The 15474-nt window shown below is 61.8% G+C and carries 9 protein-coding genes; 4 read left to right on the forward strand and 5 right to left on the reverse strand.

Annotated elements, in window-relative coordinates; translation table 11 throughout:
* Positions 1-7: 7 nt before the first annotated feature.
* The 4 genes from ACFJIU_RS02900 to ACFJIU_RS02915 all read left to right on the forward strand — a co-directional run bounded on the left by ACFJIU_RS02900 (position 8) and on the right by ACFJIU_RS02915 (position 2276).
* On the forward strand, positions 8-538 hold the full coding sequence (locus ACFJIU_RS02900; RefSeq protein WP_379067332.1) for a phage tail protein: 531 nt from the start codon (positions 8-10) through the stop codon (positions 536-538).
* A 42-nt stretch (positions 539-580) separates the two neighbouring features.
* Positions 581-1111, forward strand: a complete 531-nt coding sequence (locus ACFJIU_RS02905) for a phage tail protein (protein WP_379067334.1) — start codon at positions 581-583, stop codon at positions 1109-1111.
* Positions 1112-1170: 59 nt separating this feature from the next.
* Positions 1171-1704, forward strand: coding sequence for a phage tail protein (locus tag ACFJIU_RS02910; RefSeq protein WP_379067336.1), 534 nt, complete (start codon positions 1171-1173; stop codon positions 1702-1704).
* A 104-nt stretch (positions 1705-1808) separates the two neighbouring features.
* Complete coding sequence (locus ACFJIU_RS02915) at positions 1809-2276, forward strand: GNAT family N-acetyltransferase (protein ID WP_379067338.1); 468 nt, start codon at positions 1809-1811, stop codon at positions 2274-2276.
* Here ACFJIU_RS02915 and ACFJIU_RS02920 read toward each other — a convergent pair.
* From ACFJIU_RS02920 to ACFJIU_RS02940, 5 genes are all read right to left on the reverse strand, one after another.
* The gene (locus ACFJIU_RS02920; protein ID WP_379067340.1) at positions 2269-2562 is read right to left on the reverse strand and encodes a DUF6916 family protein; all 294 of its coding nucleotides are present in this window, start codon (positions 2560-2562) and stop codon (positions 2269-2271) included. The two genes, ACFJIU_RS02915 and ACFJIU_RS02920, sit on opposite strands and share 8 nt — an antisense overlap.
* Positions 2563-2779: 217 nt before the next feature.
* On the reverse strand, positions 2780-3418 hold the full coding sequence (locus ACFJIU_RS02925) for a hypothetical protein (protein WP_379067342.1): 639 nt from the start codon (positions 3416-3418) through the stop codon (positions 2780-2782).
* Positions 3419-3563: 145 nt separating this feature from the next.
* Positions 3564-4259, reverse strand: a complete 696-nt coding sequence (locus ACFJIU_RS02930) for a hypothetical protein (protein WP_379067344.1) — start codon at positions 4257-4259, stop codon at positions 3564-3566.
* A gap of 67 nt (positions 4260-4326) precedes the next feature.
* The gene (locus tag ACFJIU_RS02935; RefSeq protein WP_379067346.1) at positions 4327-5037 is read right to left on the reverse strand and encodes a hypothetical protein; all 711 of its coding nucleotides are present in this window, start codon (positions 5035-5037) and stop codon (positions 4327-4329) included.
* Positions 5038-5242: 205 nt separating this feature from the next.
* Positions 5243-15418: a hypothetical protein gene (locus ACFJIU_RS02940; protein WP_379067348.1), complete on the reverse strand. Its 10176-nt coding sequence runs from the start codon at positions 15416-15418 to the stop codon at positions 5243-5245.
* Positions 15419-15474: the final 56 nt, after the last annotated feature.

The following is a 15474-nucleotide window of genomic DNA, read 5'->3' on the forward strand; positions in this document are numbered from 1 at the left end:
AAAGTAAATGGCGGAGTTTTTCCTGGGTCAGATAATGATGACCGGCTTCCCTTACCCTCCAAAGGGCTTTGCTTTCTGTAACGGTGCCATCGTGGCCATCGCACAGAACCAGGCGCTGTTTTCGCTGCTGGGTACAGTCTATGGCGGCAATGGCGTGACGACCTTTGCTCTGCCGAACCTGCAGAGCCGCACGCCGGCGGGCTTTGGAACGTCTTCGGATTCAAGCTGGCAGCCGTCGCCTTACAATTTGGGCGAGACAGGCGGTGTTGAAAACGTCACGCTGCTCAGCCAGCACCTGCCGATGCATCTTCATGTCGGGCAGGGAACAACTTCGAGCGGGGGACAGCGAAGTGCCGACGGTGCCCTCTACGGTACCAACACGAACGCCATCTATGCGGTGCCGAATGGCCGGCTGGTGCCTTTGTCGCCTCAAACCGTCATCCCTGTCGGCGGCAACCAGGCGCATTCCAATCTGCAGCCCTACGAAACCATCAACTTCAACATCGCGATGACCGGGATATTCCCGTCGCGCAACTGACGCCTGCCCTACAGCACCAGATCCCTGCACGGAGATTTGCCAATGAGCACGCCCTATGTCGGAGAGATCCGCATGTTCGGTTTTCCGCGCGTACCGGTTGGATGGCTGCCTTGCAGCGGGGGGCTGTATTCCATTGCCGAGTATGAAGTGCTGTATCAGTTGATCGGCACCACTTACGGCGGGGACGGTCAGGCTACCTTCGCCGTCCCCCAGCTTTCCGGTCGGGTGCCCATACACCAGGGCAGGGGCACAGGGCTCTCGACTTATGTCATCGGGCAGATGAGCGGGAGCGAAAATGTCACTCTGCTTTCGCTGCAGATGCCGCAGCATACGCACCCGATGAGCGCGACCACTTCGAACGCCGATGCCAAAACCGTCGGGCAGACGGTCGAGCTCGGCGCGCTTACGGGCGACAACATGTATGCGACCGATATCAGTGGTGCGACTCCGTTGATCTCCTCCGTGGCTTCAACCCAGCAAGCTGGGGCAAGCAACCCGCACGACAACATGATGCCAACACTGACCGTGCAATTCTGCATCGCCTATGCGGGGATCTATCCTTCCCAGGGCTGAATTACGCGCTTCAACAATTCATGGAACCGGTCCGCCACATAGTTTGAAAGGATACTGCAATGACCGAGCCCTTTCTCGGCGAGATACAGCTTTTCGGCTTCAACTTCCCTCCACGCGGCTGGGCGTTCTGCACCGGGGCCACTGTCGCGGTCCAGCAGAATTCGGCGCTGTATGCATTGATCGGCACCCTCTACGGCGGCAATGGCACGACGACTTTCCAGTTGCCCAATTTCGTCAATCGGGCCGGCTGCAACCAGGGCGCTGGACCAGGCACGACGCGGCGTGCCGCCGGCGATACGTTTGGCGAAAGCAGCGTAACTTTGACGGCGGCCGAGATGCCGGCGCACATCCATCAGTTCACGATCTATAATCAGGGAACGACGTCCAAGTTGGCACCATCACCCAGTGCGGGCAACTCACTCGCCCTGCCGGGGCAAAGCACTCCATTCGTCAAAACCACGACGGCAAACGCGCAATTTTCGCCCAACATGATCGGCATGACAGGGAGCAGCCAGCCGCACGAGAACCGACAACCCTATATTGCGCTGAACTACTGCATAGCGATGGCGGGCGTGTTCCCGGCCTTTGGGTGATGACGTCTATCGGCACCGAGCAATTGCCGGTGTTCCCGTCAGGCGAGAATTCCCGGCTCAAATTGCCGCGTGGCATATCTCGCGCCGCCACGCTTGAGGACACCGTGTTCCTGCGCCAGCTCTACTGGTCTTTTCGCATGGAGGAAATGGAACCGGTTTCCTGGCCGCAGGAAATGAAACGGGCATTCATCGATCGACAGTTCGACCTGCAGCATCGCCACTATGTGGCGCGGTTCGCAGAGGCTGATTTCCTGGTGTTGCTGCACGGAACCGAGCCGATTGGCAGGCTCTATGTGGATGCCAGCGTCGAGCGCTGGCACATCATCGATATCGGGTTCTTGCCGCAGTGGCGCAATCTCGGCAATGGGCAAGCGTTGCTGAAAGCGATCCAGCATCGGGCCAGAGCCTGTTCGGCGTCCGGCATCCTGCTGCACGTCGAGCGTCACAATGCCAGGGCTCAGGCGCTTTATCGCAGCCTGCATTTTTGTGAGACCGAAGCTGGCGATACACATATCCAGATGCAGTGGGCGGCGTCCCGGGCTTCCGCCGCGACAGCAGGACCCGCTAGTTGAAGATCGCCTGATAGACGATACCGTCCTTATCCCTGGCGATGGGAACGAGGAAGATCTCCATCTGGCCGAGGGTGGTGTTTTTCAGCTTGTAGAGTTTTTGCGGCAGCACCACCTGCGAACCGCTCCGGAATATCAGCGAAAAGGGAGATCGTCGCATTCCGGGAAAGCCGGTTTCCGGCAACGGGCGAGCCTCCGCCAAGGTAAGCGCTACCGAACTCTCTCCAAGCTCGATGTCGAACGCGCTGCCGACACAGCCGGTGAAATGACTGAGTGCTACGATTTCCATGATTTATCCGCCCCATCGGATCGTTCTCAAAGCGCAAGTCATGTGCTTTGTGCAAGCCTTTTCGAGAATAACGTGCGCACCGGCTTTCCGACATCGTATTTTATCGAAGCATACCAAAGTTTTGGTGTAGTTTTCCCGAAGACAAGACGGAATACTCCGTCGGATTTCAGCGATTGCTTGTCGGCGAAGTGAAGCCGCCAGCTTGCCGTCAACGGCTCTATAATGCCTCCAAACTTATCGTCGGCGGCGCCGTCATCAGCTTTGATGGCTGGTTTGCAATCGATCCGCTGCCAAAAAAAGCGACGAACAGGATCGACGCTCCCCAGTTGAAGTCGAATGAATAGCTGTTGCCTCCGGCCGTTGCGTAGTAGCCGGCGGGGGCCGGCGTGGGGTGGCCGGGGCCGGTATCGCCATACTGCGAGTTCAGCGCGATGGCATAAGCATTGTTGCCACTTGTATCCTGAGGTCCGCCAATAATGGCGAACAGGCACAGGTTGGCCGAATTGGCCTGGAAGCCAAGCTGCATGTATTGCGGCTCGGTGATCGCCTGCAGTGTACCGTTGACGGGAACTGGAATGGGTTCGCCCGTGGTCGGCAGCGTCACGGGCAGTGCCCCGATGCCGGGGCCATACGCGGCGATCCAGATCGGCGTGTTGTTGTTCGCGCTGATGTTGGTCACATTCAGATTGTTGGCCTGCCAGTTGCTGATCAGGATTGTCGGCTGCAGCGCAAGCGCTGGTGCCAGCAGGAACTGCGGCTGGCCGCCGCCACTGGTCAGCGCCAGCTTGCCGGCATTGTTCATCGGGGAGCTGTTCTGGAAAGCCAGGATCATCGACCCGGCCGGCGTCTGCGTCATCGTTGCGCCCTGACGCACCGCCAAGGTCACTGGCAAGCCATTCCAATCCGTCGCCGCCGGTGGTTGATCGAATATGTTGAATTCCGAAGGCGGCATGGTTTCCGTTCGAGCCGAGGCGCATCTGCAAAATGATCAAAGGCTCAATCTACAAGGATTGCAGCAGGGCTGTCACAGGAGTTGCCGTCTGCGGCGACAGATTGACCACATAGACAGATGCCGCTCCCCAGTTGAAAGGCAGTGCGTATTTGTTGCCGGCGGCGGTTGCAAAGAAGCCGGCTGGCGGAGCCGGCAGGGGTGGCGGGCCGGTGTCGCCACCCGGTGCATTGAGGGCAATCACATAGGCGTTGTTGCCGGACTGATCCTGGGGACCGCCCACGACGGCGACAACCTCGAGATTGCTCGTGCTCGAACTGAACCCGAGTTGCATCCAGTTCGGTGTCGTTATCCCTTGCACGGCCTGACGCATGGCCAACTGGACCGGCGTGCCGATCGTCAGCGGCCCGGGTTGCATGCCGGGAATGCCGGGACCAAAAGCCTGAACCAGGATCGGGGTCGCGGCATTGACGCTGATGTTCGTGAGCGTGAGGTTGTTGGCCTGCCAGTTTGCAGTCAAGACGCTGATCATCCGGGCCAGTGCCGGAACCGGTAGGATCGTCGGATCGCTGCCACCCGAGGTGATGGCGAGCTTTCCGGCATTGTTCTGCTGCGACTGGTTGAAATAACCGACGACGAGTGAACCGTTCGGCGTCTGCGGCATCGTCACGCTGCCGCGCACGGCGAGCGTCTGAGGCAGGCCGTTCCAGGCCGCATTGACGGTGCCTTGCGGGACGATGTCGCGCATGTCGGAAGTCCTCTTTTGCCGGCGTTGCTGCGGGAGCCGGCGTGTGCCGCCGACTCCCGCGTTTCGATCACAGAGACAGAAGCTCCGCCGTCAGGGACGAGGCGGTCGACGGTGACATGTTCGCCACGTAGACAACCGAGGAGCCCCAGTTGAATTCGAACGAGTAGTTGTTGCCGCCTGTCGTCGCGTAGTAGCCCTGCGGAGCGGGTGTCCCCGTGCCGGGGCCTGTATTGCCGGAGGGCGAGTTCAGCGCGATGGCGTAGGCGTTGTTGCCCGACGCATCCTGCGGGCCGCCGACGACGGCAACGACGATCAGCTGGCCTGTGTTGGTTCCGAGCGTCAGCTGCATCCAGTTCGGGGTCGAGGTGCCTTGCGCAACCGTACCGGGCTTCATGGTCAGCGCGGTGTTGATGGCAAGGGATACGGGCTTCTGGCCCGGAAGGCCGGGGCCGAAGGCTTCGATCCAGATCGGCGTCGCGGCGGCGACACTGACATTGGTGATGTTGAGGTTGTTCGCCTGCCAGTTGTTGACGAGGATGCTCGGCTGCGAGAGCAGCGCCGGCGCGTTGAGGAATGATGGCTGCGAACCGCCCGAGGTCAGCGCCAGCTTGCCGGCATTGTTCAGCGAAGCGGTGTTCTGATAGGCGAAGACCATCGAGCCATTGGTCGTCTGCGGCATCGCCGCGCTTTCGCGGTAGGCCAGCGTCAGCGGCGAGCCGTCCCAGTTGGTGGTGGATGCGTTAGCACCAAGGATGTTGTATTTCGCGGTCGTTGCCATCGATTTGCCTCGCGGTTTGCGGTTTAAGACTATTTGGTCCTGCCAGTTGCCGAGCGGCGGATTTTGCCGTCGCTCTGTCGCTTGTCTCGTCATCGGAGGCCCAGCCAATTCTCCTGCTGGCGATCCGGTGCAATCAGGTTTCGAAAACGTCGGCCCTCCTTCCAGTCATGTTCCGCGACGCCGTCGCAAATGCCGCCAAAGGCGATCAGTTGGCGTCGACGTCCGTCAGTTTGAGTTGCAGGTTGCTGAAGCGCAGCACTGGCGTGTTGACGCCGCTCAGCGCAGCATAAAGCGTGATGTCGAACACCAGCCTCGACCCGGCCGGCTCTGCGTTGGCGCCGAAGACGATGCTGTTGCCGGAAGCCCAGCTGGCTATCGCTTCGGCGAACAGCGCCGCGAAATCGCCAAGCTGCGCCGGTTGCTGGCCATCGATCTCGAAGGAGCGCGCCAGCACGATCGGAACCAGCGGGCTGATCGACGCGCTGTCGAAGGCGCCACCAGCAACGGCAGGGAGCGGGAACTGGTAGGAACAGCCCACCTTCACTCGTCTTGTCGTCGCATCCGCGAGATTGGCAGCCGCATGCGCGCCGAGCAACGACTTTGCCTGTGTCGGGTCGGCCAGAAGGTCGGCCATGATGGTGTAGATACGCTGGCACAGGCTCGATGGCGACGATGGGCAGGTACTGCCGGCCCCTTGGCCCGGCAATGTCGTCACGTCGATTGGCGTCGCGTTGTCGATGAACGGCGTGACAGGCTGACTCGGCCGCACCTGCGGGGTTTTGTAGACAAACTCCGACACCACTTGCCATGCCGACTTGTCGGCGGCCTCGAGTGTGATCAGGTTGCGCTCGATTTGCACGGATGCCAGTGCGTTCTCGGCAGCGAGCACGTTGAGTGCATCGACCTCGATCGTATGTGCCACGCCGAAATTACCAGGCGCCGCATCGTCCACCTCGAACAGCAGGCCGTCCGGGGGTGATGGCTGGACCGCATGCTGTTTCGGATATGGCGTCAGGTTTGACGGATCGAGTGCGGTGACGGTCAACGCAACATTGGCAAAACTCGATTCGCCCTGTGCGGCCGGCCACTGCAACTCGATCAGCCGGGTGGTTCCGTCCGGCTGCAGCGCGTCGGTGACGACGTAGCTGTCGGTGACGTTGGCGAGGCGTTGCGCGCCGGCCAGGATCTGGCCGGGATTCCAGTCCTTGTTGGCGGTCACTTCGCCAACGGCGGTAGCGAAAGCGGTGACGGCATCGGCCCAGGCCGGATCGGCAGGGTTGCGCAGCAGCGGACCGATTGCGCCATAGACCGTCGACGTACGTGCCAGCGCGGTGAACAGGTCGTAAGGACCATCGGTGCCAGGAAGCTCGCCGACGCGGTTGGGTACGTTGTCTGACGCCGCGCTGAGATTGGTGTTGTAGGTGATCGCGGTGTTGATCTGGTCCTGGGCAACGAGGAACGCCTGATAGGTATAGAGGTAGCTCCAGTCCGCGCCGTCGGCGATCGGATTGCCGGAGCCCGATGCCGGTGTGTACTGCGACCATGTCTGGCTGATCATTGTCGGCGGTGTCGGATATTGGCGATATACCACCGGTATGCTCGTCAGCGTATCGGCCGGGCCGATGTGCGGCACACCCTTGGGGTAGGGATCGATCAATTGCAGCCAGATCGAAGGACGTGCTTCGCCCGGCGCACCCGCCGGAGCCAGGAAATACTGCAGGTTGGTTACAGCGAAGCGCAGGTCGAACGGTACCACCGCTGCGGCCGCGGCGTCGGGATCGCCATAGAGGAAGGTCAGCGGACTGGCGCCTGTGCTGCTGATGCCGACATGCGCGGTCGAAAGGCCGGAGTTTTGCCGTGTGGCTGAGAATGTGCCGGCGCCGGAGCCGCTGGTCGCCATGGTGATGGTAAAAGTCGTGTCCCCGGTGACGTCTACATCGTAGACACCGTTTGCCGGCAACTGGCCGGAACCTGCCTGGAACACCACCAGCACACGGCTGCCATCGGTCAGGCCATGCGGATTGCTGGTCGTCGCCGATAGTGTCGCCCCGCTCCAGCTGTAGCTTCCGGAAAGCACCGCCTCGATCTGGCCGAAAAGCTCGATGTTGCCGTCGGCGGCGGCCGACACGGACTGGTTCCAGGTCACGTCGTACTGCACGATCGTATCGACGGAGTAGGCCGTCATCAGGGCTGCGCGCATCTGCTGCTCGAACACGTCCTGAGCTACCGCCAGCGCCGCCGTTGTGCCGGTGAACGGCGATTGCGGACCGAACAGCCAATCCACCTCGTATTGCGCATATCTCTGCGCCAGCGTTTCCCGGCCGATGGCGATCGTATCGTAGGCGCCCGGCGCAAGCTCGAAGGCTTTCGCCGCCGAAGCTGGAGACAAGACGTCGTCGACCGCGCGGAAGAAAGTCCGGTTGAGCTGGTCGAGATCGGTATCGATGAACAGCTGCTGTGCCGGTAGTGCAGGCAGCTTCGCCGATAGCGTCGGCAGCGGCACAGTGGCGCTGTTGAGGACATTGTCGAGTGGCTTGGGCGAAAGGAAGCGCGGACCAGCGCCGGCCGCACCGATCGTGATGTCGAGCAGCGATGCTGCTGCGGCCCACAACGATTGCGAGCCCTGTTGCGCGCCACCGGTTCCGTCCTGCGCGAGCTTCAGGGCTTTGAGCCGCTTGCGTGCCAGCCCCGTGCTCGACAGTTTTTGTCCGGACGTGGCATTGGTGCCGTTCATGCCCACCGCGAGTTTCTGGGCTGGGAAGGCTGCGGTAAAGGCGGCAGCGAATTGCGACATGCTGCTGGCGCCGGCGATAGCCGGAACAAATCCCGTCGCGACGTTCTGGGCCGACGGCACCAGGATCGTGTCGAACTGGTCCTTCAGATAAGGCGAGATCAGGTTGGCGTTTCGCGTGATGCCGAACAGCACGACGATCTCGAAGAGTGGCGGCAGCGCGCCAACGCTGCTCACCGGCATCGAGATGGTCACAGCGCCCGGGAAATTCGTGCTGATGCCGGCCAGCCAGTTGATCAGGTCCGCGACCATGGTGGCGATCTTGCTGGTATCCGCGGCCGAGACAGTGAAGTTGGCGAAGCTGCTGCCGTCTGCCTGAAGCGCGAGGCTGGTCTCGACATAGAACGAGACGCCGGGGCCATTGATCTGGTCTTCGATGGTGCGGAAACTGGCGAGCGCGGCAGCCTTCTGGTCGGCCGACATGCCGCTGAAGGCGGCCTGGCTCGGCGTCAGCATGATCTCGATCGTGTTCGCCTTCGAGGCGTCGAAGCCGTAGGTCGACAGGATGCCTGGCCATTGGTCCACAGGCACGATCGGATCAAAATAGAGATTGGTGTCGGTGTAGCTGGCGGGTGTCGGCAACTGGTTGCCGAAAGCATCGTTGACGAAGAACGACAGCGCGAATTTGTCGTCGATCGAGGCGTAGCGATCGGGCGTCGACGAACCGATATTGGCGGTCGCCACATTGTAGAGCGGCGCGAAGACGCGGTATGTGCTGGTGGTCGCTGACGGATCGGGCTTCTGCGGCTGGATGGGCGCGGACAGATTGCTCAGGATGAAGCCTGTCGTCGCCTGGATCTGGTAGGTGATCAGGCTGTAGAGGGAATTCAGCGCTGCTGGCGCGGCGCCCGCTGCGGCGAGTGCTTCATGCAACTCGGTCTCGTCGGTGACGCCCGACAGGCGCAACGCCTCGATGACATCATCGCGTTCATGGTGGCTTGCCGCGCCGAGCTGCTTGCTCTTTGCCAGGCGGGGCGGCGTCTTGAGTTGCATGACGCTTTCCGGGCGAGTCAGCTCGACACCAAAGGTGCCGGCCGCGACCTTGACATAGCGCGTCTCCAGCGCCGGATCGGCGGTCTCGGCATAATAGACGAGGCCGTTCTGCGTCCCGGCCAGCACGACCGCGTTGTAATAGGGCTGGATTGCCAGTGGCGAACCGTTCTGGTTGCTGCCGCTGCCGGGTTTGTAGGTGACCAGCATGGTGAGCTGCGCCACGCCCTTGACGAAGAGCGCGGTCGGCAACGAGTTGCTGCTCTTGTCGATGAAGCGCAGGTAATAGCCTGGCGCGTTGGTGACGGTTGCCTGCTGGATGATCTGCAGGAACCCGTAACCGCCGTCATCGGTGACATCGGTGCTGGCTCCAACGGAGACACCTGCCGGCAGGTCGAACGCGAAACCCATCAGTCCCTGCGGCGGCTGCGATACCGTCGTGGCGTTGGTGCGCAGTGCGAACACGGCATCTGCGTCGACCGTGGCTGAGACCAGGCCGGGGGTGCCAGCTGCTGTCTGATAGAGGATCTGGATCGCGTCGACCGGCCGGTCGCCGGCCCGGAGGTCGTCGAGGATGCGGCCGAGCAGAGCCTCATCCGACTGGCTGGCGCCGGAGAGTGCGTACACATCCGGCAGCATGCTGCCTTGCGTGGCGCCTGGGATCTGCTTGACCGTCAAAGTGATTCTGGTGGCGAAGGTGATGTTGCCGGCAGGCAGTGGCGTGCCGTCCGGCATGTAGGCGCCTTGCGCCTGGCGCGATTTGATCAGCGCGGGAATGGCGGCGGTGCCTTCGTTTGTCTGCAGTTTCGCCAGGCTGGGCGCGAACGGCCGCAGGCTGAGGGCACTGGCGCCCGATGGCGTCCAGACGATGGCATTCTCCAGTGCGAAGGATTGTGGGCCCGTCGAACTGAGTGCGATCGGCGTCGGGGTGCCAGGTGCCGTAACGGATGCTTCGGTGAGGCCCTGATACTGGGCAAGGACGTTCTTGGTGAGCGAGAAAGAAGCGCTGGTGGTGAGCCAGCCTTGCGTCTTGTCGGGATTGCTCAGCGTGATGCTGTAGCTGTCATTCTTGGCGAAACCACCTGCGGGGAATTCCTGCCACAATAGCGCATATAGCGGATTGGTGATGGTCGAAGCCGCTCCGCCGGGCACAGTGAGGCCGGCGGTGTAGGGCAGGCGCACGCCGCCGCGCAGCGCGCTCGACATCTGTCCCGCCAGGCCTTGGAAACGCGTCTGCGCGCCCGGCGTGGGCGCGGCAACCGCTGCGATGAAAAGCTTGTCGAGCGGCGACGAAGTCAGCCCGGCATTCTGCATCGTCACCAGAAGCTCGTGGACCGCGCCGCGGATCAGGCCCTTGAAATAATCGAGGAATATCTCCTGCGACAGCGGCGTCGTGCCGCTGTCCGCATCGGCTTGAGGCGGATTTGATGTCTGGTTGACGAAGAGCTGGCTGAAATAGGCATCGACCGTCTGCAGATAGCTCTGCGAGACCGGGTTCTGCGACTGGAACTGGTAGGAGAGGTCCTGCGCGTTGCCGTTGCCGTCCGTACGCCCGCTGGTGGCGATGTTGAGGAATGGCGGCATCGGAAACACCGTTGCCTTGGCGCCGGCGGTCGGGGTGGCGATCGTGGCGTTGAAATTGGCCAGCTGGCCAAGCAATGTCGGATAGTCGATCCAGCCGGTCAGCGCAGCCGGGTCGCTGTCGATATCCTTCAACCCGAGCGTGCCGCTGGCCGGATCGAATTCGAGCAGGACTTCGGAGTTATAGGCGGCGAGATTCAGTGCGTGCATGACGGCGAAGGTGGCGAGCTGCGTCGTCACGGCCTCGAACGGCTTGAAGTCGGCATAGGTCGGGTTCTGCGGCGGGTTGTCGTCATACTGCACGCCGAGCGAGGTGACGAGCCAAGGCGCGCCGTTGCTCGTTGCGTCAGGGAACACCACCGTCAATTCCGGCAGGAGCAGGATCGGCAGAATCTTCGGCAGATTGGGCAGCAGCCCGACGTTTGGCGCGGCACTGGCAAGAAGTCTCTGTCTCAGTCCTGCGAAAGTCTCGATCCTGGCCTGCGGTGACGAGCCGGCCAACTGCCACTCGAAACGGAAAGAGGCATTGAAGCTGAAGCTGATCGAAATGGAGAACAGGAAGAGATTGATCTTGACCGTCACGCTGACGCTGACACTGGCCTCGATGTAGAGCAGGATCGAGCCACTGCCGCCGCCAGGCACACTGGGCGGTTCGAGCGCCAGGATGATGCCGATCGAAGCCTGCAGGCGGACATTGACGCTGGCCTTGATGATGACGAAATCGATCGAGCCGTAAAGCTCGCCGATGATGCCGAACTGGCCCTGCAACGAAAGCGCGTCGGGTTTCTTGGCGAGGTCACCGCCGCCGCTGGTAAGATAACCGGCGGCACCTTGGATGATGCCGAAGAAGGTGACGCTCACGCCGGCCTTCAGTGGTCCGGCGGTGAAGTCCTTTCCGACGCCAAGCCGTGCGGCGAAGCCGAAGGCAAGGATGCTCTGGTAGGTGCCCCTGAAGACGTCGGGGTCGGTGGCCGAGCTCAGGCTGGCGATGTAGAAGCCACCCGATCCGGTGACCGGAATTGGGCCTGCCTGCGCCTGCACCTGGAAGCACACACTCCAGTTGTCGCCGTCCGGGAAGCCAAGGTCGACCTTCCAGTCGCCATTGGTGTAGACATCGACGCTTAACGTCGGCAGCGTCAATGAGGCTGCACCGATCTGGAAGGTGCGCAGGCTGTCGGGCAGACTGAAGACCGTTGCGAACTTGCCGATCGTGTCGGATATCTTGGTGTAGACGACCTCGATCTCCGCGCCTTTGCCGGCGCCGCCGGTCAGCCGCAGCAGCAAGGCGTAGAATGGCGTCACGTCGTAGAAGACGAAGCCGATCTGGATCACTTTCAGCAGGTTGAAGTCGGTGACGATGATCCACTTGCCGTCGGGATGGTAGATGTCGGAGTATTTCTTGTTCTGCAGGGCATCCCAGAAATCGTCCTGCATGAATTTCAGGAAAGCGTCGAAATTCGCAGGCGGATTGGTCGGATCGGGACCGACCCGCTGGCCGACCCCGAGATAGACCAGATCCAGGACATCGCTCGCCGCCTCGGCCCTGACGAGCGCTCGTCCTGGCGCAAGCAGCTCCTGTGTGTCGCCGCCACCACCGCCGTCCTTGCCCTGGTTGTAGGCGCCGATCCAGCCGATCTGGTCAGCGCCCTCGGTCGGTGCGAACAGGCCGATGCTGATCGTGCCGTCCGGTGGCAGCCGGTTGCCCAGAACCTCGATGAAACAGTTGTGCATGCCGAGCACCAGCATCTTGGGATCGGCGTTGGCGGCGTATTCGAGGTTGAACTGCTCGATCGAGATGGTCAGCACGCCCTCGATCTTGATTTCGAGCTTGCCGTCGACCTGCGGCAGCTGGATGCCGAAGGCAAGTCCGCCGCCGTCCTCCGGGCTCAGCCAGCCGATCAGCACGCTGAACTTGAAGGCCGACAGCGAGCCGACCAACCCGCCCATCGAACCGAGATCGAGGTCGAAGATCAGCGCGTAGTTGAAATTGTCCTGCAGTGTGATGCCGTTTTCGGCGAGCCCGGGCAGCGAACCGAGCGAATAATAGTTCAGGCTCTCGATCGTCTCGTCGGCATCGCCCGAATAGAGGAATGACTGCAGCTTGAACGGGATCATATCGAGCAGGCTGTCGGCGCCGCTGCGCTTTTCAGTGGAGCCAAGATCCAGTCGCAAGTCGCCTGGTGCGAAGGAAAGCGACAGGTTGTCGGTCGACGGCTGCTGCTGCACCGAAGGATTGTAGATGGTCAGGTCGAAGCCGACGTCGATGCCGAGATTGGAGAAAACCAGTTTTTCGAACGAGAACAGGTCCAGCACCTGCAGTTCGTTGAATTCGATGTCGCCCCATATGCCGAAATGCGCCTTGATATGGGTGGTGGTGCCGTTGCTCGGCGAAGCTGCCGGCGTCTCCTCGTCGAACGAGAACTGCAGCTTGTTCAGCGTGATCTGCTTGAGGAACTTGTTGTCGGCAAAGTCGAAGACGAAATCGCCCTGGGCGACAAAGGAGTAGACCCCTTGTCCGGAGCTGCTGTCGTCGCCGCTGGTCGCGTGCGCCTGGTAGGAGCCCATGATGGCGATGACATTGGTTTCGTCCCCGGCAGCCGTGTTCTGGCTGGGGGGCAGGCTCACGCCGACCTTGAACAGCTTGTTGATGGTGAGATTGATCTCGCAGGCGAAACTGCGCAGCTCGGAATTGGTGAACAGCGCGCGCAGATATTCGACCTCGAAGCCGAAATCGATGTCGACCGCCGGCACGGCGCTGCTCGCCGCCTTTTCATAGTCGACCAGTGCGAAGGTTGCGCTCTGGGCCAGCGTCGGCAGGGATTGCGATGGATCGGTGTTGTTGATTTCGATGCCGACATGGTGGACGCGAAAGCCGGCAATGCCCGGATCCTGCATGCCGCCGAGCACAGCGCGCACCGCGGTCGGCAGTTCATCAAGCTGCATGTTGCAGTTGACGGCGAGGATGCCGTTGAAAGCAGGATTGGTAACGGTCTGATAGAAATTCCAGTAGAGCGAGGTCGTGTCCGGCTGGCCGCCCCCTTCGGGGAATACGCTGGCCTTGGCATCAGCGATCAGCTTCTGCAGATAGGCCTGTGTGGCGGCCGCGGTGAAGGTCTTGTTGAAGGTGTCGGGTTGCGACCACAGCCGCGTGTCGGCGACGAGCTGCTCGATCGTTTCGCCCGGATAGAACTTCATCATGAAGATCGGCGGCGTACCATCCGGCGCGGCCAACCCACCCGATGAGAGATCGAAGGTCCAGTCGCCGATTTCGAGCTTGTCGGCGGAGAAATCGAACAGGGCCTGTCCCTTGCCGAGGGGGTCGGCGCTGGCCGGATTCTCGCTGATCACCGTGAAGATCTGGTTCTGCTGGACTGCCTTGCAGATCGAAGGGCCCATGTCGGCGAATTCGAGGATGCCGGCGGCGCTGGTCGCCATCTGCAATCCCGTCCATGCCAGCGGCATGCCGGCGAGCTCGGCCAGCATGCCTTGCGGCGTCATGGCGAGCGTCGCGGCAGCTGTGTATGCCGCCTTTGTCGCCGCTTTTGGTGCTGGCGCGGGGATGAAACCGCCCGCCCGTCTCGGATTGAGTGCGCGCGACTCCATATCCAGGTATTTGGCCGCGTCCAGGTTTGGATCGGTCGAGAAATCGAGCCCCGCATAAGGCACCAGAGGCACCAAAGGGGCATTTCCCTGCGCGCTCCAGGACTCGACCGGGAAGTAGTCGAGCACATAGACCTCCAGGCCGGAGGCGGGCGCCGCATCTCCGAGCAGGGCAACTGAGTCGGTCGCCTGTTTATACAGCGGTGCGCGTTCGGGCTGAGAGACGTAGCTGCCTTGCTGGACGATCAACTGCACCCACGAGGTCGTGGCGGTGGCATCGAGAAAAGCCGGGCTGGTTGACGAATCCTGCGCTGGCGGGATGCGGTAGGCCGGCTGTGCCGGCACGAACTGCAATTTGTCGGGCGTTGCGCCCACGGTAACGCTCAGGAATTCCGTGCCGGTGACACCGCACAGCATCTGTACGGTTTCAGTGGCTGTAGGCGCGGCCTGGTTGCTGCCGGTTTCGAGCGCCAGCCCGAATTGGCCCGCCGGCGTCAGATAATAATAGCGCTCTTCACCGGGTGATTGCTGCGGCCGGCCGGCAAAGACGAGCCGGCTCGCCGTGCTGATATCGCCTGTATTGACGGTGCTGAGGGTAAACGCCTTGCCGTTGGCGGTGACGAAAGTCGAGCCAAGCAGCGGATCGGTGAACTGGAAGAAGCTGCGCGATGCGTCGAGTGGCCCAAGCACGTCCAGTGTGACGTTGAAGCCGAACGGCGTCGTCGCTCCACCGGCGCCGCGGAAGACTGGATAATTCAATGCGCCGACCAGCCCGCCGCCAGTTGGCGGGCTGAAATACATCAGGCCGGCCTCGAACTGAACAAGGTCCGTCGCAGCCAGTTCGAATGCCGCATTCACCGTGCCGGCATAGGGCCCTGTGAGTGCCAGGCTGGCATGCGGCGCCTGCGAGTAGAAGGTTACCGTGGCACCGGCAGGCGGCGTCGCCGTCAAAAGCAAAGCGGCCGGTGGCTGACTGTTGGCGATCTGCAGGCTGTTGGAGGCGTCGTCGAACAGGACCGTCGTCGACAACCCGAACAGATCCGGCTGTACCTGGAACGTCACGCTTTGCCTGAACGCCAGCGAGAAGGATTGCGAGACCGTGGGCGAGGAAGTGCCTTGTCCCATCACCGCGACCAGGATCGGCGCGACGGTCAACGGTTCCGGGAACCAGCCGATCTGTGTTCCGGTATTGGAAGCAAAGGCATCGCGGACGCCAGCTTCGAAAGCCTTCCAGTCGCGTGTGGCCGAAGGCGTGAAAAAGGCAACGTACCCAAGCTGCGCCGGATCGGTCCAGCTCTCCGCCGTCAGATCGAATGTCGGGTCAGTGCGTGTCGCATCCTGAAACAGGAAAGCTACTCGGGCATTCGCGGGGGTATCGGCTAGGTAAACGCCACTTGCGTCGCGTTTGAAAGCGATCATACCCATCCCCCAGAGGCCAGAGCAAACCACTCCATGCCCTGCATCCGGCGGATGAG

The sequence above is a fragment of the Mesorhizobium sp. UC74_2 genome, assembly GCF_042701485.1.
Taxonomy (GTDB): domain Bacteria; phylum Pseudomonadota; class Alphaproteobacteria; order Rhizobiales; family Rhizobiaceae; genus Mesorhizobium.

What these genes read in the sequence shown, in the direction of transcription:
- ACFJIU_RS02925 (WP_379067342.1), bottom strand. Translation starts at nt 3,418, where the DNA reads ATGACGCAGACGCCGGCCGGGTCGATGATCCTGGCTTTCCAGAACAGC.
- ACFJIU_RS02910 (WP_379067336.1), top strand. Translation starts at nt 1,171, where the DNA reads ATGACCGAGCCCTTTCTCGGCGAGATACAGCTTTTCGGCTTCAACTTC.
- ACFJIU_RS02940 (WP_379067348.1), bottom strand. Translation starts at nt 15,418, where the DNA reads ATGATCGCTTTCAAACGCGACGCAAGTGGCGTTTACCTAGCCGATACC.
- ACFJIU_RS02900 (WP_379067332.1), top strand. Translation starts at nt 8, where the DNA reads ATGGCGGAGTTTTTCCTGGGTCAGATAATGATGACCGGCTTCCCTTAC.
- ACFJIU_RS02930 (WP_379067344.1), bottom strand. Translation starts at nt 4,259, where the DNA reads ATGCGCGACATCGTCCCGCAAGGCACCGTCAATGCGGCCTGGAACGGC.
- ACFJIU_RS02935 (WP_379067346.1), bottom strand. Translation starts at nt 5,037, where the DNA reads ATGGCAACGACCGCGAAATACAACATCCTTGGTGCTAACGCATCCACC.
- ACFJIU_RS02920 (WP_379067340.1), bottom strand. Translation starts at nt 2,562, where the DNA reads ATGGAAATCGTAGCACTCAGTCATTTCACCGGCTGTGTCGGCAGCGCG.
- ACFJIU_RS02905 (WP_379067334.1), top strand. Translation starts at nt 581, where the DNA reads ATGAGCACGCCCTATGTCGGAGAGATCCGCATGTTCGGTTTTCCGCGC.